Annotated in this window: 17 protein-coding genes and 3 pseudogenes; 5 read left to right on the top strand and 15 right to left on the bottom strand. The window is 64.2% G+C overall.

What is annotated here, in order from left to right; translation table 11 throughout:
• The gene (locus tag ACQCSZ_RS05695) at positions 1-294 is read right to left on the bottom strand and encodes a hypothetical protein (RefSeq protein ID WP_427007094.1); all 294 of its coding nucleotides are present in this window, start codon (positions 292-294) and stop codon (positions 1-3) included.
• Positions 295-952: 658 nt separating this feature from the next.
• Here ACQCSZ_RS05695 and ACQCSZ_RS05690 point away from each other — a divergent pair.
• A complete protein-coding gene (locus ACQCSZ_RS05690; protein WP_427008260.1) occupies positions 953-1,423 on the top strand; it encodes a DUF3515 family protein in 471 nt (156 codons plus the stop codon).
• A gap of 30 nt (positions 1,424-1,453) precedes the next feature.
• Here the strand turns inward: ACQCSZ_RS05690 and ACQCSZ_RS05685 are convergent, their stop codons facing one another.
• From ACQCSZ_RS05685 to leuC, 9 genes are all read right to left on the bottom strand, one after another.
• Positions 1,454-2,599: a D-alanine--D-alanine ligase family protein gene (locus tag ACQCSZ_RS05685; RefSeq protein WP_427007093.1), complete on the bottom strand. Its 1,146-nt coding sequence runs from the start codon at positions 2,597-2,599 to the stop codon at positions 1,454-1,456.
• A gap of 17 nt (positions 2,600-2,616) precedes the next feature.
• Positions 2,617-3,669 carry an NAD(P)H-dependent glycerol-3-phosphate dehydrogenase gene (locus ACQCSZ_RS05680; protein WP_427007092.1) on the bottom strand — a complete coding sequence of 351 codons (1,053 nt, stop codon included), beginning with the start codon at positions 3,667-3,669 and terminating at the stop codon, positions 2,617-2,619.
• The gene (locus ACQCSZ_RS05675) at positions 3,666-4,412 is read right to left on the bottom strand and encodes a lysophospholipid acyltransferase family protein (protein ID WP_427007091.1); all 747 of its coding nucleotides are present in this window, start codon (positions 4,410-4,412) and stop codon (positions 3,666-3,668) included. Before ACQCSZ_RS05675 ends, ACQCSZ_RS05680 begins: the two co-directional genes overlap by 4 nt.
• A gap of 11 nt (positions 4,413-4,423) precedes the next feature.
• Entirely contained in the window at positions 4,424-5,749 is a 1,326-nt protein-coding gene (gene murA, locus ACQCSZ_RS05670; RefSeq protein ID WP_427007090.1) for a UDP-N-acetylglucosamine 1-carboxyvinyltransferase, read from the bottom strand.
• 160 nt (positions 5,750-5,909) lie between these two features.
• A complete protein-coding gene (locus tag ACQCSZ_RS05665) occupies positions 5,910-6,644 on the bottom strand; it encodes a DUF6270 domain-containing protein (RefSeq protein ID WP_427007089.1) in 735 nt (244 codons plus the stop codon).
• A gap of 50 nt (positions 6,645-6,694) precedes the next feature.
• Entirely contained in the window at positions 6,695-6,886 is a 192-nt protein-coding gene (locus ACQCSZ_RS05660) for a hypothetical protein (protein ID WP_427007088.1), read from the bottom strand.
• A 561-nt stretch (positions 6,887-7,447) separates the two neighbouring features.
• Entirely contained in the window at positions 7,448-9,166 is a 1,719-nt protein-coding gene (locus tag ACQCSZ_RS05655; protein ID WP_427007087.1) for a hypothetical protein, read from the bottom strand.
• 261 nt (positions 9,167-9,427) lie between these two features.
• On the bottom strand, positions 9,428-10,036 hold the full coding sequence (gene leuD / locus ACQCSZ_RS05650) for a 3-isopropylmalate dehydratase small subunit (protein WP_427007086.1): 609 nt from the start codon (positions 10,034-10,036) through the stop codon (positions 9,428-9,430).
• Between the two features lie 26 nt (positions 10,037-10,062).
• Positions 10,063-11,517, bottom strand: coding sequence for a 3-isopropylmalate dehydratase large subunit (gene leuC, locus ACQCSZ_RS05645; RefSeq protein WP_427007085.1), 1,455 nt, complete (start codon positions 11,515-11,517; stop codon positions 10,063-10,065).
• Positions 11,518-11,629: 112 nt separating this feature from the next.
• On the opposite strand from leuC, the gene ACQCSZ_RS05640 reads away from it, so the two are divergent.
• Entirely contained in the window at positions 11,630-12,349 is a 720-nt protein-coding gene (locus ACQCSZ_RS05640) for an IclR family transcriptional regulator (protein ID WP_326962021.1), read from the top strand.
• Positions 12,350-12,367: 18 nt separating this feature from the next.
• Positions 12,368-12,901 (top strand): DUF1697 domain-containing protein, encoded by a 534-nt coding sequence (locus ACQCSZ_RS05635; protein WP_427007084.1) that lies wholly within the window; start codon positions 12,368-12,370, stop codon positions 12,899-12,901.
• Here the strand turns inward: ACQCSZ_RS05635 and ACQCSZ_RS05630 are convergent.
• Complete coding sequence (locus ACQCSZ_RS05630; RefSeq protein ID WP_427007083.1) at positions 12,898-15,684, bottom strand: FG-GAP-like repeat-containing protein; 2,787 nt, start codon at positions 15,682-15,684, stop codon at positions 12,898-12,900. The genes ACQCSZ_RS05635 and ACQCSZ_RS05630 overlap by 4 nt on opposite strands.
• Before the next feature lie 284 nt (positions 15,685-15,968).
• Positions 15,969-16,805, bottom strand: a pseudogene (locus tag ACQCSZ_RS05625) (ABC transporter); the annotation flags it as partial.
• Between ACQCSZ_RS05625 and ACQCSZ_RS05620 the strand changes: the two are divergent.
• Positions 16,768-16,914 (top strand): annotated as a pseudogene (locus tag ACQCSZ_RS05620) (DUF1697 domain-containing protein); the annotation flags it as partial. The pseudogenes ACQCSZ_RS05625 and ACQCSZ_RS05620 sit on opposite strands and share 38 nt — an antisense overlap.
• Before the next feature lie 28 nt (positions 16,915-16,942).
• Here the strand turns inward: ACQCSZ_RS05620 and ACQCSZ_RS05615 are convergent.
• On the bottom strand, positions 16,943-19,330 hold the full coding sequence (locus ACQCSZ_RS05615; protein WP_427007082.1) for an FG-GAP-like repeat-containing protein: 2,388 nt from the start codon (positions 19,328-19,330) through the stop codon (positions 16,943-16,945).
• Positions 19,331-20,100: 770 nt separating this feature from the next.
• Between ACQCSZ_RS05615 and ACQCSZ_RS05610 the strand changes: the two are divergent.
• Positions 20,101-21,157: pseudogene (locus ACQCSZ_RS05610) on the top strand (IS701 family transposase); the annotation flags it as partial.
• A 70-nt stretch (positions 21,158-21,227) separates the two neighbouring features.
• Here ACQCSZ_RS05610 and ACQCSZ_RS05605 read toward each other — a convergent pair.
• Both ACQCSZ_RS05605 and ACQCSZ_RS05600 read right to left on the bottom strand, forming a co-directional pair.
• Positions 21,228-21,494 (bottom strand): hypothetical protein, encoded by a 267-nt coding sequence (locus ACQCSZ_RS05605; protein ID WP_427008485.1) that lies wholly within the window; start codon positions 21,492-21,494, stop codon positions 21,228-21,230.
• 127 nt (positions 21,495-21,621) lie between these two features.
• The gene (locus ACQCSZ_RS05600; RefSeq protein WP_427007081.1) at positions 21,622-22,920 is read right to left on the bottom strand and encodes a hypothetical protein; all 1,299 of its coding nucleotides are present in this window, start codon (positions 22,918-22,920) and stop codon (positions 21,622-21,624) included.
• Positions 22,921-23,086 lie beyond the last annotated feature (166 nt).

The raw sequence follows: 23,086 nt of genomic DNA, 5'->3' as shown, positions 1-23,086 counted from the left end.
TTACTTACCGGACCTGCCGGGTGCGCTGCCGCTCTTTCCGCCCAGAAAGCGGAAGTAGGCAAACCCTGCCGCCAGGAGGACCAGCACTGTCAGCGCCTGGACCCCAAGCGGGCTGCCGGCGGCGGTGGTCGCCGCAGAAAGGACACTCGCGGCAACAACTGCCGGTGCGGCAGAAGCCGGGTTGTCAGGGGTGGGCGCCGCTGACGGCCGGCCGCCTGCCGGAGCAGCCGAGGGCGTGGCCGTTTCGGCGGCCTCAGTTGCAGCGGGCTCGGACGCTGCCACGCGGGCGGGCAATGACGCAGTCTGGCCCGCCGGGGCCTTGACCGGGGCGGGCGCCACAACTACGGCAGCCGGGGTGTCGGAGGGAGGTACGGGGGCCTGAGCCGGGGGCACGTCGGTGTTCGGTGCCCCCGGGGTGACAGCGGGGGGCGCAGTGTCAGAAGGCGGAATCGGTGCCGGATCAGAAGGCGGAATCGGTGCCGGATCAGAAGGCGACGGTACGATGGGAGTCGCTGGATCCACTGGCGCCGGTTGCGTGGGTGCGGGATCCACCGGCGGCGCCGTTGACGGAGCAGGATCCACAACGACCGTCAGAGGGTCCGGTATGACCTCTGCATGGGCGGCAGCTGCCGCCCCCATGATCACCCCAGAAACCGTCAGAACCAGAATGCCGTTCAACGCCGCCTTACCGAGGCGGCCATGCAAATTCAACAATAGTGCTCCCCCAAAATGCGAGTTCTAATTCGTCGTGCACGGATTTCCGGCAGAACTGGCCTCGCTGTCAGCTGTGCTTCAAAGTGCCACGACCTTGTCATTCTACTCGACGGCACCTCGATGACTTGCCATGGCCCTCGGTACCGCCGGAGTCAGGCTCAGACCCCTATCCCGGCCGGGATAGGCTAGGAGGATGCACCAGCTCTACGCCCAGGGTTCCGTCCGTCCGCTCCTCCGTATGCTGGCGGCCGCGGCAGCCGCGGCCGCCGCCGGGCTGGTATTGAGCGGCTGCGCGCCGGTCGTGGACGTCGCCCCCGCGAAGGATGCCGCCAGTGCGGCCTGCGCGCCGATGATGCTGGCCCTGCCCGACGCCATCGGCGAGGCCAAGCTGCGGAAGACGAACAGCCAGGCGACGGCGGCGTGGGGTGATCCCTCCCTCGTGGTCCTGCGCTGCGGCGTCAACGTCCCCGGACCCACCACGGACCGCTGCGTCACCGTGAACGGCGTCGACTGGGTCATCAAGGAAGGCGACCCGGTGTGGACGCTGACCACGTTCGGGCGCGAGCCGGCCACGGAGATCCTGATGGATCCGGACAAGGTCAGTTCGGCCACGGTGCTGGCCGATCTGGCCGTCCCCGCCGCGAAGATCGCGGCGACACGCAACTGCGTGGGCCAGGAAGACCTGCAGAACCTGCCGACCAGCAAGTAGGGCCACCAGCTAGGCCCGCCGGGGAATGCCTTAGCGCAGGCCGGTCCTGCGGTGCAGCGCCAGGTGGATGAGCTCGTCGATCAGCTCCGCGTAGCCCATCCCCGAGGCCTTCCACATCTGCGGGTACATGCTCTTCGGCGTGAACCCGGGCATGGTGTTGATCTCGTTGATGATCAGCTCACCCTCGGGCGTGTAGAAGAAGTCGACCCGGCTCAGCCCTTCGGCGCCGACGGCGTCGAACGCGACGGCGGCCAGTTCGCGGACCCGGGCGATCGCTTCCTCGGGGAGGTCGGCAGGGCAGCTCAGCGCGGCGGCGTCGTCCTCCACGTATTTGGCGTTGAAGTCATAGAACTCGTGCCCGCCGCCGGCCACGGAGATCTCGCCCGGCATGGACGTCCGGGGAGCATCGGTCCCCCGGCCCTCCAGCACGGCGCATTCGATCTCGCGGCCCGTGATGCCGGCCTCGATGACCAGCTTCGGATCGTGCCCGCGCGCCACCTCGATCGCGGCGTCCAGGCCCTCCATGGAGTCGACCTTGGAGATGCCCATGGAGGATCCCGCCCGGGCCGGCTTCACGAACACCGGGAAGCCGAGCCGGTCCACGCGCTTGCGGACCATCTCGGGATCCTTGCGCCACTGCCGGTCCGTCACCGCGACGTACGGCCCCACACGGAGCCCTGCGGATTCAAAGACCACCTTCATGAAGTGCTTGTCCATGCCGACGGCGGAGGCCAGCACGCCGGCGCCGACGTAGCGGGTGTCGGAGAGCTCCAGGAAGCCCTGGATGGTCCCGTCCTCGCCGAACGGCCCGTGCAGCAGCGGGAACACGACGTCAACGGACCCCAGTTCCAGCGGGACCTCGTTCGGGGAGGCGACGATCAGCTGGTGTTCGCCGCCGATCTCGGCCAGGGTCACGGTCTGCGCCGAGGATTCCACCTCAGGCAGCGAGGACGCCGCCAGCGACCAGTCCTGGACGTCGCCGGAGGCGAGCACCCACTGGCCGGTCTTGGCGATGCCGATGGGGATCACCTCGTACTTGTCCCTGTCGATCGCCCCGAGCACCCCGGCCGCGGTCACGCAGCTGACGGCGTGTTCGCCCGAGCGGCCGCCGAAGAGCACCGCCACCCGGGGCCTGGACTGGCCGGAACGGCCCTTCGTGGACTCGTTCGTTGTCACGCTATTTTCCGACACGCTCAGTAATCGCCTTCAGCTTTCAGGTCCCGGGAGAGCAGCAGCGGTCCCAGTTCGTCTACGGACAGTTTTCCGGCCAGCACGGCGACGACGGCCGCGGTGATGGGCATCTCGACGCCGAGTTTTCCGGCGAGTTCATGCACGGCCTGGGCCGATTTGATCCCTTCGGCGGTCTGCGTCATTTCGGCGGTGACCTGCCCCAGGGTCAGTCCCTGGCCCAGCAGCCGGCCGGCGGTGTGGTTCCGGGACAGCGGCGAGGAGCAGGTCGCCACGAGGTCGCCCAGGCCCGCGAGCCCTGCCATCGTCCGCGCCTCGCCGCCCAGGGCGAGCGTCAGCCGGGAGGTCTCGGCGAGTCCGCGGGTGATGACGGAGGCCTTGGTGTTGTCGCCCATCTGCTTTCCCTCGCAGATGCCGACGGCCAGCGCAATGATGTTCTTGACGATGCCGCCGATTTCGACGCCGACCACGTCGGTGGTGGTGTAGGGGCGGAAGTACGGTGCGGTGCAGCTCCGGGCGACCCGGGCTGCCGCCGCGGGGTCCGTGCAGGCCACCACGGAGGCGGTGGGTTCTTCCCGGGCGATCTCCATGGCCAGGTTGGGTCCGGACACCACAGCCACCCGGCCGGCCGGAATGCCCAGCTCCTCGCAGATGACTTCGCTCATGCGTGAGTCCGAATGCAGCTCCAGGCCCTTCATGAGGGACACCACGAGGGCGCCGGGCGCCACCAGGTGCTTCCATTCGCGCAGCTGCGGCCGCAGGGTCTGCGCCGGGACGGCCAGGACCACCAGCCCCGCCCCGGCGAGGACCTCGGCAACGTCGGTCGAGGCGGTGATGCCGGGCGGGAGGGCAACGTCCTTGAGGTACTGCTCGTTCCGGTGCTTCAGGTTGATCTGGTCCACGACTTCCCGGCGCCGGCCCCAGAGCCGGATGTCCCGCTCGACGCCGGACGCGGTCGCGGCGTCGGCGAGGATCTTCGCAAAGGTGGTCCCCCAGGAGCCTGCCCCGAGGACGGCAACCGACGCGGCCGGGCCCTCCGGGATCTGCCCTGCGGTCACTTGTCGCCCCGCCCGACGTCGCGTCCGTGCTTGGTCTGGTTGTGCGCGGAGGGGTCCCAGCGCAGCGCCGGCGGCTCTTCTCCGCGCAGGGTGGCGAGCAGCCCGGTGATGGCGTCCATGATGACGTTGGTGGCCTCGGTGAGGGTCGCCTTGTCCAGCGGACGGCCGGAAAAGGCGCTGAGGTCCACGGGGGGACCCACAAAGACGCGGGAGGTCTTGCGCGGGAGGATGTGGAACCGCTTGGCGTAGCGGGGGAAGACCTCATGGGCTCCCCAGTGGGCCATGGGGACGAGGGGGATGCCGCTCTCCAGCGCCATCCGGGCGGCACCGGTGTGGCCCTTCATCGGCCACAGCTCCGGGTCCCGCGTGAGTGTCCCCTCGGGGTAGATGACGATTGCGCCGCCCTCGTCCACCACTTCCCGGGCGAGCTGCAGCGAGCGGTGGGCCCCCGCCGTCGAGCGTTCCACCGGGATCTGTTTGGCGGCGCGCAGCACCGCCCCGACCAGCGGCACCTTGAACAGGCCGGCCTTGGCCAGGAAGTGCGGCATCCGCTTCTGGTTGTAGAGCAGGTGCCCCACCACCAGCGGGTCGATCTCGGTGCAGTGGTTGGGAACGGCGATGAAGCCGCCGGCCGGGAGGTTTTCGAGGCCTTCCCACTTCTTGTTCATCAGCAGGTTCATGACGGGCCGGACGATCCCGGCGACAACGACAAAGGTGATGTGGCTCTTCGCCGATTCCTTCACTTCAGTCCCCGCTACTTGGCCGACGTGATGTCGAAATCGGCGCCCAGGCCCGCGAGTTTCTCCGTGAAGCGCTCGTAGCCGCGGTTGATGATGTCGATTCCGGTGACCCGTGAGGTGCCGGTGGCGGCGAGGGCCGCGATCAGGTGGCTGAAGCCGCCGCGGAGGTCGGGCACGTCGATATCGGTGCCCTTGAGCTGGGACGGCCCGGAAATCACGGCGGAGTGCAGGAAGTTGCGCTGGCCGAAGCGGCACGGCACGCTGCCGAGGCATTCGCGGTGGACCTGGATGTTGGCGCCCATCCGGATCAGGGCCTCGGTGAAGCCGAAGCGGTTCTCGTAGACGGTCTCGTGGACGATCGAGACGCCCTCGGCCTGGGTCAGGGCCACGATCAGCGGTTGCTGCCAGTCCGTCATGAAGCCGGGGTGGACGTCCGTTTCGAGGACCAGCGGGTTGAGCTTGCCGCCGCGGTGGTAGAAGCGGATCCCGTCGTCGCCGATGTCCATTCCGCCGCCGACCTTGCGGTAGGTGTTCAGGAACGTCATCATGTCGCGCTGGGTGGCGCCCTCCACGAAGATGTCGCCCCGCGTGACGAGCGCGGCGGAGGCCCAGGATGCCGATTCGTTGCGGTCGGAGAGGGCACGGTGGTTGTAGCCGCCGAGGTCCCGGACGCCTTCGATCCTGATGGTGCGGTCCGTCTGGACGCTGATGATCGCGCCCATCTTCTGCAGCACGGCGATGAGGTCGACGATTTCGGGCTCGGTCGCCGCGCCGGAGAGCTCGGTGATGCCGTCGGCCCGCGTGGCGCTGAGCAGCACCTGCTCCGTGGCGCCGACGGACGGATACGGCAGGGCGATCTTGGCGCCCTTGAGACCGTTGGGCGCCGAAATGTGGATGCCGCCGGGGCGCTTTTCCACCACGGCTCCGAACTGGCGCAGGACGTTGAGGTGGTAGTCGATGGGGCGGTCGCCGATCTTGCAGCCGCCCAGGTCCGGGATGAAAGCCTCGCCGAGGGCGTGGATCAACGGTCCGCACAGCAGGATCGGGATGCGTGAATCGCCGGCGTGGGCGTCGATGGCCGTGCTGGAGGCCGTTTTGGCGCCCTTCGGGTCCAGCGTGAGGTCCCCGGTGACGGGGTCCTTCTCGACGGTGACACCGTGGATCTGGAGCAGGCTGGTGACAACCTCGACGTCCTTGATCTCGGGGACGTTGCGCAGCACCGAGGGCTCGTTGCCCAGCAGGGCCGCAACCATCGCCTTGGGGACGAGATTCTTGGCCCCGCGGACCGTGACGCGGCCAGTCAGCGGGACGCCTCCGCGGATTGTCAGAACACTACTCATTTACCGGTTTCCTCACGACTACTCGCCCCCAAATCCTTACAAAGGCTCCAGCTAAGCATAGGAGCTTGCGTTACCGATCTGAAATACGGGGCTCCCGCGCACCCCGAGTGAGTACCCAATTGATTGGGCTCTTAACCCACTCTGAGTCCCAGACCGCAGCCTAGGCGGCGGCTGCCGCCGTTTCCTGGATCTGACCGGCAATCCAGGCCATAGCAGAGTCGCCGAAGTGGTACGGCGCCGCACCCCACTTGTGGTCGACGGCTGCGTAACGGAGCTCTGCCGGCAAGTCCACCACCTTGTATCCAAGGCTTCGCATGTGGGCGCAGCATTCGTTGAAATAGGCGTTGACCTCGGCCGTATCGAAGTTCCACAACGGCGGCGCGGGATCACCCGCTTGTGTCATTTCCGCCCACGGAGTGTTCAGGATGACTGTTTTCTCCCGCAGCCCCAGCTGCGACAGTGCGCCAAGGAGCCGGGTAGCCGCGGCCTCCCACAACGTCCAGTGCCGCTCGGTCAGAATCCGGATGTCCTGCGTCCGCCCCTGAACGGCCTTTAGGCGCCCGGAACTGACCAGTTCGTGCGACCGCGTGACGTGAGTTCCGTCCGGTAGCCTGACTACGCCGAGCCGCTCGTCGGTCAGGTCAATTACCAGAACGTCAATGTCGCTTGCAAACCGTCGAACGAGCTGCAAAAGGTTCGACCTGATATCCCCGGCCAAGGAGCGGTCCTGAAAGGCCGAGCTCAGTGTGTCGCCCTGCAGCAGATCAGTTGGCTTGGACATTGCACTGATCATCGATTGCCGAGCGACATAGGTCAGCAGCTTGTATTCCGGTCCCAGAAGCGGGAAGGCATCACGGGACACGCAACTGCCGTAGATCATGAGGTTCTTTTGCACTATAAAACCTTAACCCGTCCGAGGCCACGACGGTTCCCTACTGACGGGTCTCAGGACAGCTTGGCCGGCAGCGTCTTGGGGAGGAACACGGGCCGGGTGGCCTCGAAGGCGGCGATGTCGGTGATGTCGGTGATGTCGGTGATATCGAGGGTGAAACAGAACTTGCCTCTGGAATTTCCGTCCTCGTGGCCGCCAAGCCAATCTCCACGAATCCGGGAGCCGCGCCATGCCATGGGGCCCACGTACGCATGGGAGTCGAGTCCTTCAACAGCATTCCTGGCTGGTATGCGAGCGGCCCAGCGGTTTTGTCCTGGCCCGGCCGGCCTTGAGCCCACGGTCGACAGTGGCCGGTGCGATCTTCGAGAGCATCGCCTCCGTCCCTCCTGGAACTGGCGCAGGTGCGCACTATATCCGGCAGGGCAGCCGCCAGCAGCGGTCCGCACGACGTTCCCTGCACCCGCAGAACAGCAGTGCCCTTACGACCGCGCTTCCTTCTTATGGCAGGCGCGGAGGGCAGGACCTGGCGGACGCCGCACAAGCCCCTGGCAAAATGCCTTGTGGGCATGATCGCGATGCCGCCTGGCATGGCACGTAGCCTGTCCAGAATATCTTGGCTGATGCCCCCGGGCCTGGAAGGCCTCATCGGCTGTGACCCATCGCGTATGCACTTCCCCGCCGGCGTGCACGCTGCCAGATGTTCGGCACCCCCGGCGTCGGTGTCCACCCGGTCTCCGGCCGATCGCTGAAGCTGGGACAGCGGCTGCGACCAGTCAACCACCACCCTTCATCGTCGAGGAGAGCCATTACCCCCTGGCGTACCAAAGCAGGCCCGCATACAGGTCCCGGGCATTTCGATAATAGGCCCGGTGTGAAGGCTCACGATCAGTCAGGACAGCGACAGCCCTAGGGTTGAAAGCAGCACGGAAGTCTCGGGACGGAATTCCAGCGATTATCTCTCTCAACCCCGTGCGGATTTCAGGAAACTGAGTAATAAGACGCGGCGGCATTTTCAACGCGTTGGCCCTCAGTCTGTCAGCTTCAGTGGGACGCATCGGAGGAATTCTACGCGCATTTACGACTGGTGTCTTGAGGACGGAATCGACCTTCGGCTCACCCACTCTAGTAAATGAACGAAGAACGGGCTTACCTCTGAGGTGGATATATGACTCACCGAAGCGGTCGTAATCATACGGTAGCGTGGAGAGCCCCGGAGAGAACCGTTCGATAAGGTCCATGCCAACAATGTTTGCCTCGCGGCTCATACCGTCGAGCTTGAGGCTAAGGGACGCCCCCGCGACGGAATAAAGGGGGTCAAAGCGAGGTGAGAAAGGGGAGAAGGACCGGGAAATCTCGCCGACGTAGTATCGATTGCGGCGATTCAGGTAGACGTAATCAAGCCGCGCGTCCTCTCTCACACCAAGTGTCGCAGCAGAGGCGATGATGTTGTGCAGGCTCACCTGGGCCTCGCCTGCGGCTGTCTCTGATAGCAGCCGTCGAGCAGGGTCCGCAGAGAACGCCAGTCGGCCGTAAATTCGTTCTGCCGTTTCCCTCGCTGTGCCGGCATGGGCGGTGCCTTTGTTGTAGAAAGAGCGAAGGAGTTCACCATACCCGCCACTAGCGATGACGGTGCGTGATGGCAGCCCGCCATGATGGGTGACTCCCGAGTTGATCCCTGATGTGTGTTGGAAGCCCCAGAGGAGTTGCTGGTCGAGGCTCTCAGCACCCAACCTGAAGTTGAGGCCACTGTGCTCCGTCATGGTAAGACCGAACTCGACTGCGAGTCGCCCAGCGATGATCTTGTCTGGCTCCGTTGGCCCTCCCGAGCAGTAAAAGGAGAACTCGTCCTTCTTGCCTGCGGCCAGAATCGCAGCAAGTACCAAACGCGAGTCAACACCGCCAGTCAAATGAGCTACTTTTCTCTCCAGGCCGGATTCCGCGAGAGCCAAGACATTTTCCAGGATCTCCTGTTGGACTCGGCCCAAAGCCTCGTCATAGGAAACGTCTGGGTGGAAAAAATCGTACTTCGCCGGGTAATCGCGTATCTCTACGCCAGCTGGAGCAAACTCGAGAAAGCTGAATTGCGGCACGGTGCCAATGTTCTCGTAGCTCGAGTCAACCAACCCTCCGCTGCCGGTTGCCACGTAGGTCGCGACGTGTTGGAGGGACTTCCGTGGCGCCTTTCCAATCAGCCCTAGGAACGACACAAGCGCGCCGAGATCCGACGAGACTGCCACTCCGTCCGCGTCCTTGGCTGAAAAAACAAGCCCGCCCCCCAGCGGATCCGGCAGAATGGTCAGCTTAGGATCTCCTGATTCAAGAACGTACAGGGTGATGGACCCCCTGAGTCCTTGTCCCAGCGCACCCAATGGCCGAGAGGCATGCTGGTCCACAATTGCTGATGCAGTGGTAATTCCAGTAACGAAGCGTCCACAGAGCACGCCCGCTCCATGGACTCCCACGACAGTGCGGGGGGTGCCCGCGCCCGAAACAGAACCACCAACCATGTACGTGTTTTCAAACACCTTGAAACCTTGCAGCACAGGCTGGGGCAGGAGTGAGTGGTATACGACCGGGGCTGACTGCAAGAGACGTTCTCGATTCAGGTGAGGGGCAAACAGGATCAAACCTATCAGCCAACTAGACGACTTCGTTTGTTCTTGATCCGGACACCCCCGGCGCTGAACTGGGCGCCGCATCCGAGCTGCGCAACGCGGCCCCACGCGCGGCAGTCGTCCCGACCTGCGTCTGCCGGTTGGTTCCTACGAAGGCCGTGGCTTGAACCGTTACAGTCTGGACAGCTTGGCCGGCAGCGTCTTGGGGAGGAACACGGGCCGGGTGGCCTCGAAGGCGGTGATGTCTTCCTCGTGCTTGAGGGTCAGCCCGATGTCGTCCAGGCCTTCCAGCAGGCGCCAGCGGGTGTAGTCGTCGATCTCGAACGGCGCCACGATGTTGCCGCACGTCACCGTCTTGGAGACGAGGTCCACAGTGACCGGGGTGCCGGGGGCGTTTTCCAGCTCTTTCCAGATGAGTTCGATGTCATCCTGGGCCAGTTCGGCAGCCAGCAGGCCCTGCTTGCCGGAGTTGCCGCGGAAGATGTCCGCGAAGCGCGAGGACAGCACGGTCTTGAAGCCGTAGTCCTTCAGCGCCCAGACGGCGTGTTCGCGGGACGAGCCGGTGCCGAAGTCGGGGCCGGCCACGAGCACGGAGCCGGCGTTGAACGGCTCCCGGTTCAGGATGAACGCTGGATCCTTGCGCCAGGCGGCGAAGAGGGCATCCTCGAAGCCTGTGCGGGTGATGCGTTTGAGGTAGACGGCGGGGATGATCTGGTCCGTGTCGACGTTGCTCTGGCGCAGCGGCACGCCGATTCCGGTGTGGGTGGTGAACTTTTCCATGGCGGATCCTTCTAGGCTGTGGGGAGTTACGCTGCGTCGATGCGGAGGGCTGCGGACTCCGGGGCGGGCTCCAGGTCCGACGGCGAGCTCAGGGTGCCGCGCACCGCCGTTGCCGCTGCAACGACCGGGGAGACCAGGTGGGTGCGGCCGCCCTTGCCCTGGCGTCCCTCGAAGTTGCGGTTGGAGGTGGAGGCGCAGCGCTCCCCCGGTTCCAGCTGGTCCGGGTTCATGCCCAGGCACATGGAGCAGCCGGCGAAGCGCCATTCGGCGCCGAAGTCCGTGAAGACCTTGTCCAGGCCCTCTGCCTCGGCCTCGAGGCGGACCCGGGCGGAGCCGGGAACGACGAGCATCCGGACGTTCGGATCCTTCTGTCGCCCGCGGACGATGTCCGCAGCGGCCCGGAGGTCCTCCATCCGGGAGTTCGTGCAAGAGCCCAGGAACACGGTATCCACCCGGATGTCTTTCATCGGGGTGCCGGCCGCCAGGCCCATGTAGGTGAGGGCGCGTTCGGCCGCGGCCTTGGCGTTCTCGTCGCCGAAGTCCTCGGGCGAGGGAACCTTGGCGGACAGGGACACGCCCTGGCCGGGGTTGGTGCCCCAGGTCACGAACGGTTCCAGGGTGTCGGCGTCGAGGTCCACCTCGACGTCGAACGCGGCGTCCTCGTCGGTGAGCAGCGTGTTCCAGTATTCGACGGCGGCGTCCCACTCGGCGCCCTGGGGCGCGTGCGGGCGGCCGAACATGTAGTCATAGGTGGTCCGGTCCGGGGCGACCATGCCGGCGCGGGCACCGGCCTCGATGGACATGTTGCAGATGGTCATCCGGGCGTCCATGGACAGTGACCGGATGGCGGAGCCGCGGTATTCCAGGACGTAGCCCTGGCCGCCGCCGGTGCCGATCTTGGCGATCACGGCCAGGATGATGTCCTTGGCGGAAACGCCGGGGCGCAGGGTGCCCTCGACGTTGATGGCCATGGTCTTGAACGGCTTCAGGGACAGCGTCTGGGTGGCCATCACGTGCTCCACCTCGGAGGTGCCGATGCCCATGGCCAGGGCCCCGAAGGCGCCGTGCGTGGAGGTGTGTGAGTCGCCGCAGACCACGGTCATGCCGGGCTGGGTGAGGCCCAGCTGCGGCCCCACCACATGGACGATCCCCTGTTCGGCGTCGCCGAGGGAATGCAGCCGGACGCCGAACTCCTGGCAGTTGTTGCGCAGGGTCTGGATCTGGGTGCGGCTAGTCAGGTCCGCGATGGGCTTGTCGATGTCCAGCGTGGGGGTGTTGTGGTCCTCGGTGGCGATGGTGAGGTCCGGCCTGCGCAGCTGCCGGCCGGCCAGGCGCAGGCCCTCAAAGGCCTGCGGGGAGGTGACCTCATGCACCAGGTGCAGGTCGATGTAGAGAAGGTCCGGCTGGGCGTTGGCTCCCTCGCCGTCGCCTTTGCGCACCACGTGCGCGTCCCAGACTTTCTCGGCCAATGTCTTTGCCATGGCCATCTCCCTTCACTGCGGTTGACTGATGGGTTCCACTGAATCAGCACTCGCGCTGAATACGCCAGCGAAATGATTTGCATCTCAGATAATGAGACGGCAATATCATTACATGGACAATTCTAGTGGAGTCGGTGTCATCGATAAAGCGGCCCATGTGCTTGACGCACTTGAGGCCGGCCCCACCACCCTTGCGCAGCTGGTGGCCGCCACCGGGCTGGCGCGGCCCACCGTGCACCGGCTTGCCCTCGCACTGGTCCATCACCGGCTGGTCAGCCGGGACATCCAGGGCCGGTTCGTGCTCGGCAGCCGCCTGGTGGAGCTGGCCTCCGCCGCCGGCGAGGACCGGCTGATCGCCTCCGCGGGTCCCGTGCTCATGCAGCTCCGCGACGCCACCGGCGAAAGCGCCCAGATCTTCCGCCGCCAGGGCGAGTGGCGGGTCTGTGTCGCCTCCGCCGAACGCCCCATCGGACTGCGCGACACCATCCCGGTCGGCACCCAGCTGTCCATGAAGGCCGGCTCCGCCGCCCAGGTGCTGCTCGCCTGGGAGGACCACGACCGCCTCCTGGAAGGACTGCAGTCCGCCCGCTTCACGCCCACCGTCCTGGCCGGAGTCCGACGCCGGGGCTGGGGCCAGAGCCTGGGCGAACGCGAGCCGGGCGTCGCCTCCGTCTCGGCCCCGGTCCGCGGCCCGTCCGGCCGGGTGATCGCCGCCGTGTCGATTTCGGGTCCGATCGAGCGGCTGACCCGCCAGCCCGGGCGGCTGCATGCCGAGGTGGTCTGCAACGCCGCACGTGTCCTGACCGAAGCGCTGCGCAAGACCAACGACTGATAAAGCTAGGCTGTGCCCATGAACAGCTATGCGGTGTTCCTCCGCGGCATCAACGTGGCCGGCATCAACATCAAGATGGCCCATCTCAGGGAAGCCCTGACGTCCCGGCCGTTTTCCGGCGTGAAGACCCTGCTGGCCAGCGGCAATGTCGTGCTCGCCAGCGGGCTGGACCCGGCCGGCGTCAAAGCGGAATTCGAGGCTTGCCTCCGGGAGACCTTCGGCTACGACGCCTGGGTGGTGGTGCTGGCCGCGCCCCGCGTGGCCGAACTCGTGGCAGCCTGCCCCTACCCCGCGGATGACGCCGCCACCCACACGTACCTCACCCTCGCCTCGGACCCGGACGTGCTTGCCGAACTCTATGAGGCCGGACGAGCCCTGGACGGTACGGAGCTGACCCGGCTCGGGCCGGAGGCTCTGGCCTGGCTCGCGCCTGCCGGCGGAACCCTCGACAGCCCGTTCAGCAAGCTCTCCGCGAGGCCGAAGTACAAGGCGGCCACCACCACGCGGAACCTGCGCACCATGATCAAGGTCCGCGACGCCGCGCTCCCCTAGCTGCTGGCGAACCGGTAACTCTTCATCAGGAAGGAATACCGGACGGGCGTTCCGACTGAACTGGCCGCCACATCCGAATATTTGACTGCACCTGCGGCATCAACGCCCACGATGCCATTTAGACCGGTTTTGTGGTTGATGACCCCGGTCATCGCCGTCATGTCCGCATACCCGCCCGTGCTCAGACGTACGGGCACTGTGGAGACCTTGCCGGTGGATGTTCGGGCGTAGCGGAAGAGGGATCCGGCGTCGTTCACAATCAAGGCGGCAGCAGACGAACGCGAAGGTACCAGCATGACCATCTGCTTGCGTTTCCATCCCGAGCCGATCGCGACCGGCGACCCCAGCATGCCCGTCGACAGGACAGGCCAAGCCTGAAGTACTCCACTGATGTTCTCTGACGCGACCACAGACAGAGTCGAACCCCACATGCCGATCGCCATCTTCCGGTCCAGCCAGCCGCTGGCGCCCACTACCGTGCCGGGAGCGAAGCCGCCCTTCGACAGGCCCTTGTGCAGCTGAAGCGTCCCGTCACCGTGGCTGGTGATCACATCAAAAATGCCGTCACCGTTCCAGTCCGCGACGTGGCAGGAGCGGACATAGGTACCGAAGCCGGAGTCAGCCCGGATCGGCTCCGCGAACTTTCCTCCACCCAGGGACCGCGCCACATAAAGCCAACCGTCAGTCCCCACGGTGACAAGATCGGCGGCTGAGCGTATTGACGGCCGCTGTGCCGTGTCGACCTCAACGACATTCGTGCCATTCTCGGAGAAATACAGCTTGCCCTTACTGGTGACCACCATGTTCGAGTACTTTCCCCGCAGTATTTCCTTCCGGGTCCGCGACGCCATATCCAGCACGGTCACCGTCCCGCCGCACTCATGCACAAGCGACTTCACTGCGGGAAGATAGCTGATGCTGCTCGTCTTGTAGGCGGCGGGCGCGCTCCGGTTTAGAAGCTTGTACGTCAAAACCGGGGTCCCACTGCTCTTGTTGATTCTGATGACACCGTTGTTGGTGCTCACGTAGAGGATGCCCCCAACGAGCAGCGGGCTGTTGATCTCGACTTCGCCCGGTATTTCCCGCTTCCAGACGAGGCGATTCTGCCGGACGTTCCAGGCAAAGACATGCGCCGGCTTGGTGTCATTCACAGATCCGTAACCGCCCTTGATGCCGGTGGTGCCGTAGACCAGATAACCTTCCCCGGCAAGGCCGAGGACGGATTGACCGGGAACGGGGCCACTGGCCACCGTTATGTCCGCATTGTTAAGGGGGTTGATAGTCACCAGGGCACCTGTCTGGTGGCCGTACTCCGCAACGGTGCCCGCCACCACTTTTCCGCCCGCACGGGCCCAGGCAAACGGCCGGGACTGCAGGTGGTTGTCACCAAGATCGATCAGCGGAGTGACGCTTTTGGTCTGTGGATTGAATCTGAAAAGGCGGCCGCCACCGTATGACCCGACGTAGATGCTGGTCTCGTCGTATTGGAACATCCCCTCGATTTGGGCAATGCCGGTGTCGGTGGGAGAGCGCCAAATCGCCCGTGAGTCAAGGTCCAGGGATCCAATACCGTCTCCCATAAAGGCGCCCACATACATCGTCGTCCCGGACGCCGCCCCGAGCAGCGTCTGGACCTGGAAGGCACTTCCGGCAAACGCAATGTTGACGGACTGTACAGTCTTTTTCCCGTTGACCGAAACTCGGACGTACTCGTACCGGTCTCCCTCGCCGCAGAGGAGGTTCACAAAGGTGTCCCCGTTGGAGGTTTCGACGCTCAAGGCGCGCGGCGTGTCGGGAACCAGGCAGACAAGCTCCGCCGCCATGGTCTTGGCGTTGATCCGCATCAGTTTGTGGGTTCCGACGGTGTTCCAGACAGCATAGATGTCTCCGCCGGCGGGCAATGCTGCGGAGTTGCGGCCTGCCGGGGACCAGGCCCAGGGAAGCGTCTTCCATGCCGCGGCCGCTACGTCATACACCCTGAACGTCAATTTGCCGTCGGCACCGTCGAAGAAGACAAATAGCACCCCGGAGTGCGCCTCGATGCTGTAGACGAAGCCTTTCGCTGCTGCACCTGGAAGCGCGATTTCCCGCAATTTTGTTGGACTATCCGTGTGCCAGGTAACGATTCGAGGATTCTGCACGCCGGTCCCGGCGTAAACGTTGTCATTAGAGTCGATAGCCAGGCTGCGGACATATTGCGCGCCCGCATGCACCTGGGGCGTATGGAGAGTTGCGCCCGTTGCAGGATCGAAACGGGTGGCGCTGCCCGTGGGGTAGTTGCCGCACCAAATTCTGTTTTTCGAATCCGCTGACCGGGCAAACGCAACGTTTGTCGTACCCGCCGCAGCGGCGTGGCCATTCGTCACAGTCCCCGTAGGGCTGACCCTTTTCACTGTGGAGCCAAATGCCAAAATGGAGTTGGTGACGGGCTCATAGCTGACGTTCCCGGCACCGCCCCCGTCCTCGGGGAAGGGAGTAGATGACATCTCCCGTTTTCCAGTGGCAACATCGAAGACCTGCACCTGGTCCGAAAGCCCGTGGCAGCCGGCAGCCAGCATAAGAGCACCCGCTTTATTACGGTAGAAGACGGCACTGGGATCCGGGACGCTGTTGAATACGTTCGAGTACCGGCGCAGCACAGCGGAAGGCTCGCTGCCGACAATGGTCAGCGCTACATCGGTGCCACTCAGTGCCTCCAGGGAGTTGGTTGGCACACCCGCCGCAGTGGCGGTGGTTGTGGTGGCGGCGGAAAGCACGGCCCCGGCCCCCAGGCCAACGGCCATGGATAGAACGCTTCTTCGCCCGATGATTCTTGGGAGTTGTGCCACGGATAGAGCCTGTCCTCGTTGATGTCCGGTCCTGTGAATAGCTTCTACTAAGTGGATTCCACTCGCAGCCGAGAAGCCGGACCTGGGATTACGTTCGGGTTGACCGATCGGTCCTAATGCGGACGCGTGTCACAACAGCAAAACTACCATCTGTCCTCTATTGAAATTCGCCGGACGTCCCCTACTTTGTCAAAGGATTTCCGCAGGAATTTCCCGTACAGGGGGCTGACGGCCAGCGGCTAACGGGCAGCGGACGCCTCGAGGGCTGCGCTGAAGGACCTGAAGCGTCGGACCTCGAACTCCACAGGTTGCACCACGTACTGCTCGGCGACGGACTCCACGGCGGCCTTGAGCCGTCTCCTCGCTGCCGCGCCGCGGGCCCGCGCGACCACCTCCGGAATGAACTTCGCCACGGTCGCCAGCACGATGCCCGAGAGGGCTCCGACCGCGATCCTAACCGTGGGGACAGGCCATCCTTCCGCCATGGGCACATCGGGCACGGGCAGCTGCAGATATCCCAGCGGGGCCAGGACGCCCAGCCACGCGAACCCGCCCAAGGCCGTCAGCAACGCCAGCCACTGGAAAACGTTAAAGACGGTCCACCACCAGGACTTCCTGCCTGCTTTCAGATCCGTGGATGCGATGCCCTGGTCCAGGGCGCCCGGGAGCTGTTCCCGGCATTCCCTTGCCGCACCGCGGAGAACAGCGCGCCACGGTCCCGGGGCGCCGTCGGATGCCGCGTCGGCGAACTCCCGGACGGCGGCGTCGGTCCGGGCCCGCTCCGGAGCCCCTGACGGCGGCAGCGAGGTCCGGTTCAGCTCCGGAAGGGCGCCATCGCGGCGCAGGTTGAGCCGTCGCAGGGGATCCGGCCGGAACCGGACCAGCCATCGCGTCACCGGCCATCCGGTGGGGCGAGTGGTTTCCTGCCGGTAGGAACGGACCACGGCGTCCACGAGGAGCGGGACGTTGGCCGCGATAGCCAACTCCTCGGCCAGCCGGGCTCGGGAGGCCGCCTTCACCCCGGCCGGCTCCCCCATCCCGGAGGCCCTGGCGTGGCTGGCGCCCGCCGGCGGCACCCTGGACAGCCCGTTCAGCAAGCTGTCGTCGAAGCCGAAGTACAAGGCCTCCACCACGCGCAACCTGCGCACCATGATCAAGGTCCGGGACGCCGCGGAGCTTGTATAGTCGAGAGAATGCTGTCAATGGCGCCCTATCAGCTATTGGCAAATTTGTGGCTCTTCATCAGAAAGGCATACCTGATGGGCTTTCCCACGGCACCGCCCGCCACGTCGCTGTAAGCGACGGCGCCCGCAGCATCTACTCCCACGATTCCATTGTGATCGGTTTTGTGGCCGAGGACCGGCGAGAAAGCCGTCATGCCCGAGTATCCGCCCGTACTAATGCGAACCGGTGACGTCGAAATCCCTCCGCTGGCGGTTCTCGCATAGCGGTACAGAGACCCTCCATCATTTACTATCAATGCGGACGCCGTCGTCCGAGACGGCACCAGCATCACCATTGGTTTGTTGGTCCAGCCCCAGCCAATTGCGGCCGGCTGTCCCAGAGCGTCAGACGCCAGACCCGGCCAGGAAAGCAAATGCCCGCTGATTCTGTCCGCCGACAATACGGCAAGTTGGGAACCCCACACGCCGACCGCAATCCTCCTGTTATGCCAGCCACTGGCGCCTAGCGTCACCGGGGCAGCAAAACCACCTCCGCGGAGGCCCCTAAAGAGTTGAAGCCTGCCGTCAGCGCGGGTGGCCAAGACGTCAAGTGTGCCGTCCCCGTTCCAATCCACCACGTGGCAAGAGCGGATATCTGTACCAAACGCAGAATCTGCGCGGATGGGCACCGCAAACTTGCCCTCCCCCAGCGACCGAGCCACGTAAAGCCAGCCATCGGGCCCCACGGTGACGAGATCAGCGGCTGACCGTATAGTCGGTTTTAGGGACGCATCGATCTCAACGACATTCGTGCCGTTCTCGGCAAAGTACAGCCGGAACCGACTCGTGACCACCATGTCCGTGTATCTTCCCCGAAGGATTTCTTTCTTGGTTCGAGACTCGGGATCCAGAACAGTCGCTGTCCCCCCGCAGAGATGCACGATTGAATTCGCTTGGGGGAGGAAGGCGATGCTGCTGGTTCTGTAGCCGGGAACCGCACTCCGGTTGAGAAGTCTGTAAGTGAAGACCAGGTTTCCGCTGTCCTTGTCTAGCCTTAGCACGCCGTTACTGGTGCTCACATACAGGATGCCCCGAACAAGGAGAGGGCTGTTTATCTCGACTTCGCCCGGCAGCGGTCGCTTCCAAACGATCCGGTTTTCCCGGACGTTCCAAGCAAAAACGTGCGCCGGCTTCGTGTCATCCACTGATCCGTAGCCGCCTTTGACCCCGGTTGTGCCATAGACAATATCGCCGTCCCCGGCTAGGCCGACGACTGATTGTCCTGGAACTGGACCACTAACGACGGTGATTTCCGCATTGTTCAAGGGGTTAATGATTACCAGCGCCCCGGTATTATGTCCGTACTCCGCAACTGTGCCCGCGACCACTTTGCCAGCGGCGCGTGTCCAGGCGACGGGACGAGACTGCAAATATTTCTCGCGTAGTTCGATTAGCTTAGTGATGCTCTTGGTCTGCGGATTGAACCTAAAGAGGCGCCCGGCGCCGTACGACCCAACATAGACGGTCGATTCGTCGTACTGGAACATCCCCTCGATTTGAGCAATGCCTGTATCGGTAGCAGACCGCCAAATCTCCCGAGAGACCAGTTCCACAGATCCGATCCCATCTCCCAAGTATCCTCCGAAAAACATGGTGGTCCCGGACAATGACGATACGAGCGCCTGAACTTTGAGAGGCGTTTCAGCCACGTCTAATTTCACAGCTTGGACGACATTTTTTCCTGCGACTGAGATCTTGACGTAATCGTGCTGCGGCCCCGCGCCGCACAGGAGATGCACGAGCGTTTGTCCGTTGGAGGTTTCGATGCTCAAAGCACTCGGCGCGCCAGGAACAGCGCAAACGGTCTCGGCCGCCAGGGTCCTGAAGTCGATTCTCATAAGTTCGTAGATGCCGGCTGTGTACCGCACAGCATAGACGTCACCACCAACTGGCAACGCGGCTGAGATGCGCTGCGCGGGGATCCAAGACCACGGCGGCGTCCTCCATGCCGCGGCTGCCAGGTCATATATCCTGAACAAATCCTTGCCGAGGGCACCTTGGTAGGACACGAAGAGCATGCCGGAATGGGCTGCAATGCTATACACGAACCCTTCGGCGGCTGCACCTGGAAGCAAAATTTCCCGTAGTTGTGTGGGACGGTCCGTGTGCCAGGTCACGATTCGAGGGTTCAGCGCGCCTGTCCCCGCATACACATTGTCGTTGGCGTCGATGGCTAGGCTTCGGACGTACTGCGCGTCCGCATGCACCCGAGGCGAATGAATAGTGACCCCCGTGGCTGGATCGAAGCGGGTGGCGCTGCCCGTCGGATAGTTCCCGTTCCAAATCCTGCCTTTCGAATCGACTGCCCGAGCAAAGGCAACATTGGTTGTACCCGTTGCGGCGTTGTAAGCATCAGTAATGCGCCCTGAAAGGCTCACGCTCCTTACTGTCGGCGAAGCACCAAAAGCAAGCAATGCGTCTGTCGACGGCTCGTAGGCTACTCTGCCGGCGCCGCCTCCTGACCCTGGGAAGGGGGTCGACGATAGCTCAGGCTGTCCGGTCGCCACGTCGATGACTTGTATCTGTCCCGCGAGTCCTCGGCAGGCGGCGGCGACCTTTAGGACGCCTGCCTTGTTTCGGAAGAAGACTGTGCTGGGATTAGGGCTGCTCTTAAAAACGTTTGCGTACCGTCGCAAAACCGCAGAAGGCTCAGTCCCGAGTACAGACAGCGGCACTTCGGTGCCATTTATTGCATCCAGAGAGTTAGCCGGCACGTTTGCGACGGCGGTGTTGTTTCCGACAGATAGTGCCGCGCCTGCTCCCAAGCCGACGGCCAGGGATAGAAAGCTGCGACGCCCTACTTCTTTCGGTGGATACATCACGGATAGCCCGTCCTCGTTAGGGAACTACCGGTCGTTTCCGTCCGAAGCTAACCTGCAGGACTTGGGAAATCCTTTAGTCCCTGACATGACAGCAAGTAGGTAAGGCGGAGGGACTCAGGGCAGCTACAGATTCCGAAGGTTGGATCCGCTGTCGGATGCCTCCGAAATGGCAACGCTGATGAGTCCCCAGCACAGCAGTTCCGGGACCTTCACGGCTGGATTTCGGTGTCGGATCTGGGCAGGGTCTAGTACTACAGTCGCGTTTAATTTCGGCTGTTTCGGCGTTTTAACCGGACTTTCGGCTCGGGGCCTGTTAATCGTTGGTGGTGAGTGATGATATCTATGTCGCGGACGTAGAAGAATGGGCCGAAGGTCTGGAAGAATTCGGTGAACTGATCGGGCAGCGGTTCGCCCGGTCCGAACCACGCCGGAACGCCGTGGGGTACGTGCGTGGACTGCTATCGGACGAGGAACGCAAGAACTCCGGGACCCTTTCTGAACGCGCCGGGCACGGCACCCCGGATGGCATGCAGCGCCTGCTCTAGACCATCGACTGGGATCCCGATGCCGTGCGGGATGACTTGTTCACCTACGTCGACCGCCATCTGGGCGACCCCGACGGGGTGCTGATCATTGACGAAACCGGATTCCTCAAGAAAGGCACCGCCTCGGCCGGGGTCGCACGCCAGTATCCGGGCACGGCGGGGCGGGCGGAGAACTGCCAAATCGGGGTGTTCCCGACGTACTCCGCCCCGGGCGGACGCACCCTGCTGGACCGGGAACTTTACCTGCCCAAAACCTGGGCCGATGACCGGGAGAGGTGCGCCCGGGCCGGGATCCCCGAAACCAGGGAATTCGCCACGAAACCGGTGCTGGCCGCCGATATGATCGACCGGGTCCTGGCTGCCGGGATCCCGGCGCGCTGGGCCACCGGGGATGCGGTCTACGGGCAGCATTCGGGTTGCGCCGCCGGCTGGAAGCCCACGGCTTGCACTACGTGCTGGCCGTGCCCATGAATCAACGCGTCATCGCCCCCACCGCCGGGCTGGGGGAACAATGGCGTGCCGATGAACTCATTGCCTCTCTGCGCGCCAAGGCCTGGCGGATCCGCACGGCCGGGGCCGGGACCAAAGGCGATCACCGGTACTCCTGGGCACGGACCCGCATCAACGGTCCTGCCGAAAGCGGCGAACACTGGCTGCTGGCCCGCCGGTCCCTGAAAGACCCGGCCGATCTGGCTTACTGCATCTGCCACGGACCCAAACGCGTCCAGCTGGCCGAGCTGGTCCGGATCGCCGGCGCCCGATGGGCGATGGGCGATGGGCGATGGAAGAAACCTTCCAGACCTCCAAGGGTGAAAGGGGGCTGGACCAGATCACCGTCCCGTCAGGGTAAATGCGTCGGTTGCTTGAGCACCGGATTCCCTGGTCCCAGTCCCTGGCTGCGCGGATGTTCACGCCCACACTCTTGGCAGCTTCACGACGGGAGGGTCCGGCCTTGCGCAGCCGGAAGAACTCCTCACGACCCGGATGAGGCGCCCTGCCAGGCGACCGCGGACCCCGGCCTTTGACGCCCACTGCATGCACGTATTCCGGTTCAGGCTCAGCTCGGCCGCGGCCGCGGTGACCGTGCCCAGCCGGTCCAGCACCACGAAGAACTCGTCCTTCTGATGCTGCGTGTATTTCCTGCTGAAGCCTGGTTTCCCCGTTAAAAACAACACGGTCGTTGCAACTCCCAAAATCAATGGGTATTGCAACGACCGCTAGAACCCGCCCCAATGCTGGCGGGGCTTTGTCTTAATCTCTTTTCCACTCATTCGGGCGTTCCGGCAAGGGCGCCGGTCGCACCTATTTTGTCACCGGGGAGGTGAGGTTGCTCGTCGTTGCTTTCACCAGGTAGCCGCTCTTTCGTCCGGTGACCCGGACGGACAGGGCCGATCCGAGATCCGCTGAAACGGCCTTGTAGGAACTGGCGGTTGCCCCCGGAATGGGTGCACCGTTCCGGTTCCATTGGTAGGTGAGCGCAACCCCAGCCGGCGACCAGGTACCGGTCTTCGCCGTCAGGACCTGGCCCACTGCGGCGGAGCCGGGAATAACGGGCCTGGGCGCGGTCAGGACGTTGGTCGCCACCGGGGTCGTTGCGCGGCTGGTCTTGGACGCAACGTTGTAGCCGAGTTTGCGGGCAGTAGTTTTGACGGTGATCGTCTTGCCGAGGTCGGCAGCGGTCAATTTGTATGTCGAGACGGTCGCGCCCGTGACGGCTACCCCGGCGCGGTACCACTGGTAAGACAAGGTAACGGGTGCCGGGGACCAGGTTCCGGCGTTTGCGGTCAGTGTGGATCCAACCCGGGCAGTTCCCGTGATCGTCGGTGTGGCTCCCACTAGCGAATCCTGGGCCACTGGCGCGGTTGCCGCCGACGGTTTGCCGACGTTGGCATATCCGACCTTGGTTCCGATGACGCGGACTGTGAGCGTGGCACCGACATCTGCAGAAGTGGGCGTGTAGATGGCGGCTGTGGCTCCTGTGATGGCTACGCCGGAGCGGTACCACTGGTAGCGGAGGTTGACTGGGGCCGGTGACCAGACGCCGGGGTTGGCGGTGAGGCTGGCCCCGACCTTGGCGGTGCCTGTGATCCTCGGAGCGGGCCCGACCAGCGAACCCTTGAACGTTGCCGTCCAGGACGATGCAGCGTTCGGGGCCAGAACGTAACCGGCACCCACCTTCGCGGTTACCGTGACCGTATCCTTGCCTGGGTACGTGCCGGCGGGTACCACATTGCCGTCCTTGAGGTATTCGACACCAGTGGTGGCGGGGACCGTGTAGGTGTCTTCCGTCGTGCCGTCCTTGTCCGTGAACGTCACTGCCGCAGGGGATACTGAGGTCGGCGGTGCGTCATCCGTTACCGTGATCGTGGCCAGCGTCTTGAAGAAAGTGGAGTTGTTCCCCCAGATGTCATCCAGAGGGTACAGCTTCACGTCCCACTTCCCGGGTGCAGCCCCCTGGGGAATGGTTATGGTGTGTTTCCAGATGCCGTCCTTGAGGGTTCCGGAAACCAGTGTCATGCTGCCAAAGCCCTGGGTCTGGCCACCGCCCCAGGACCACGGGTCGGGGTTGACCCAACTGGCGATCATGGTCGGCGTTGCCACACCCGTCTCATCGACCAGACGAAGGGTGATATTAACCGTGGCCGGGCCGTCGTGGATATTAAGTGTCGTTGGCGTAACGGACGGACTTAAGAGCAGCGGCCCTGACATATCCGATGCCCGTGCCGGAAGCGCGAAGGTAACCCCCATGGTCACGAACGCAGCGACA

Origin of the sequence: Pseudarthrobacter sp. H2 (genome assembly GCF_050157045.1) — a bacterium.
Taxonomy (GTDB): domain Bacteria; phylum Actinomycetota; class Actinomycetes; order Actinomycetales; family Micrococcaceae; genus Arthrobacter.
This window is presented reverse-complemented; position numbering and strand designations above follow the sequence as displayed.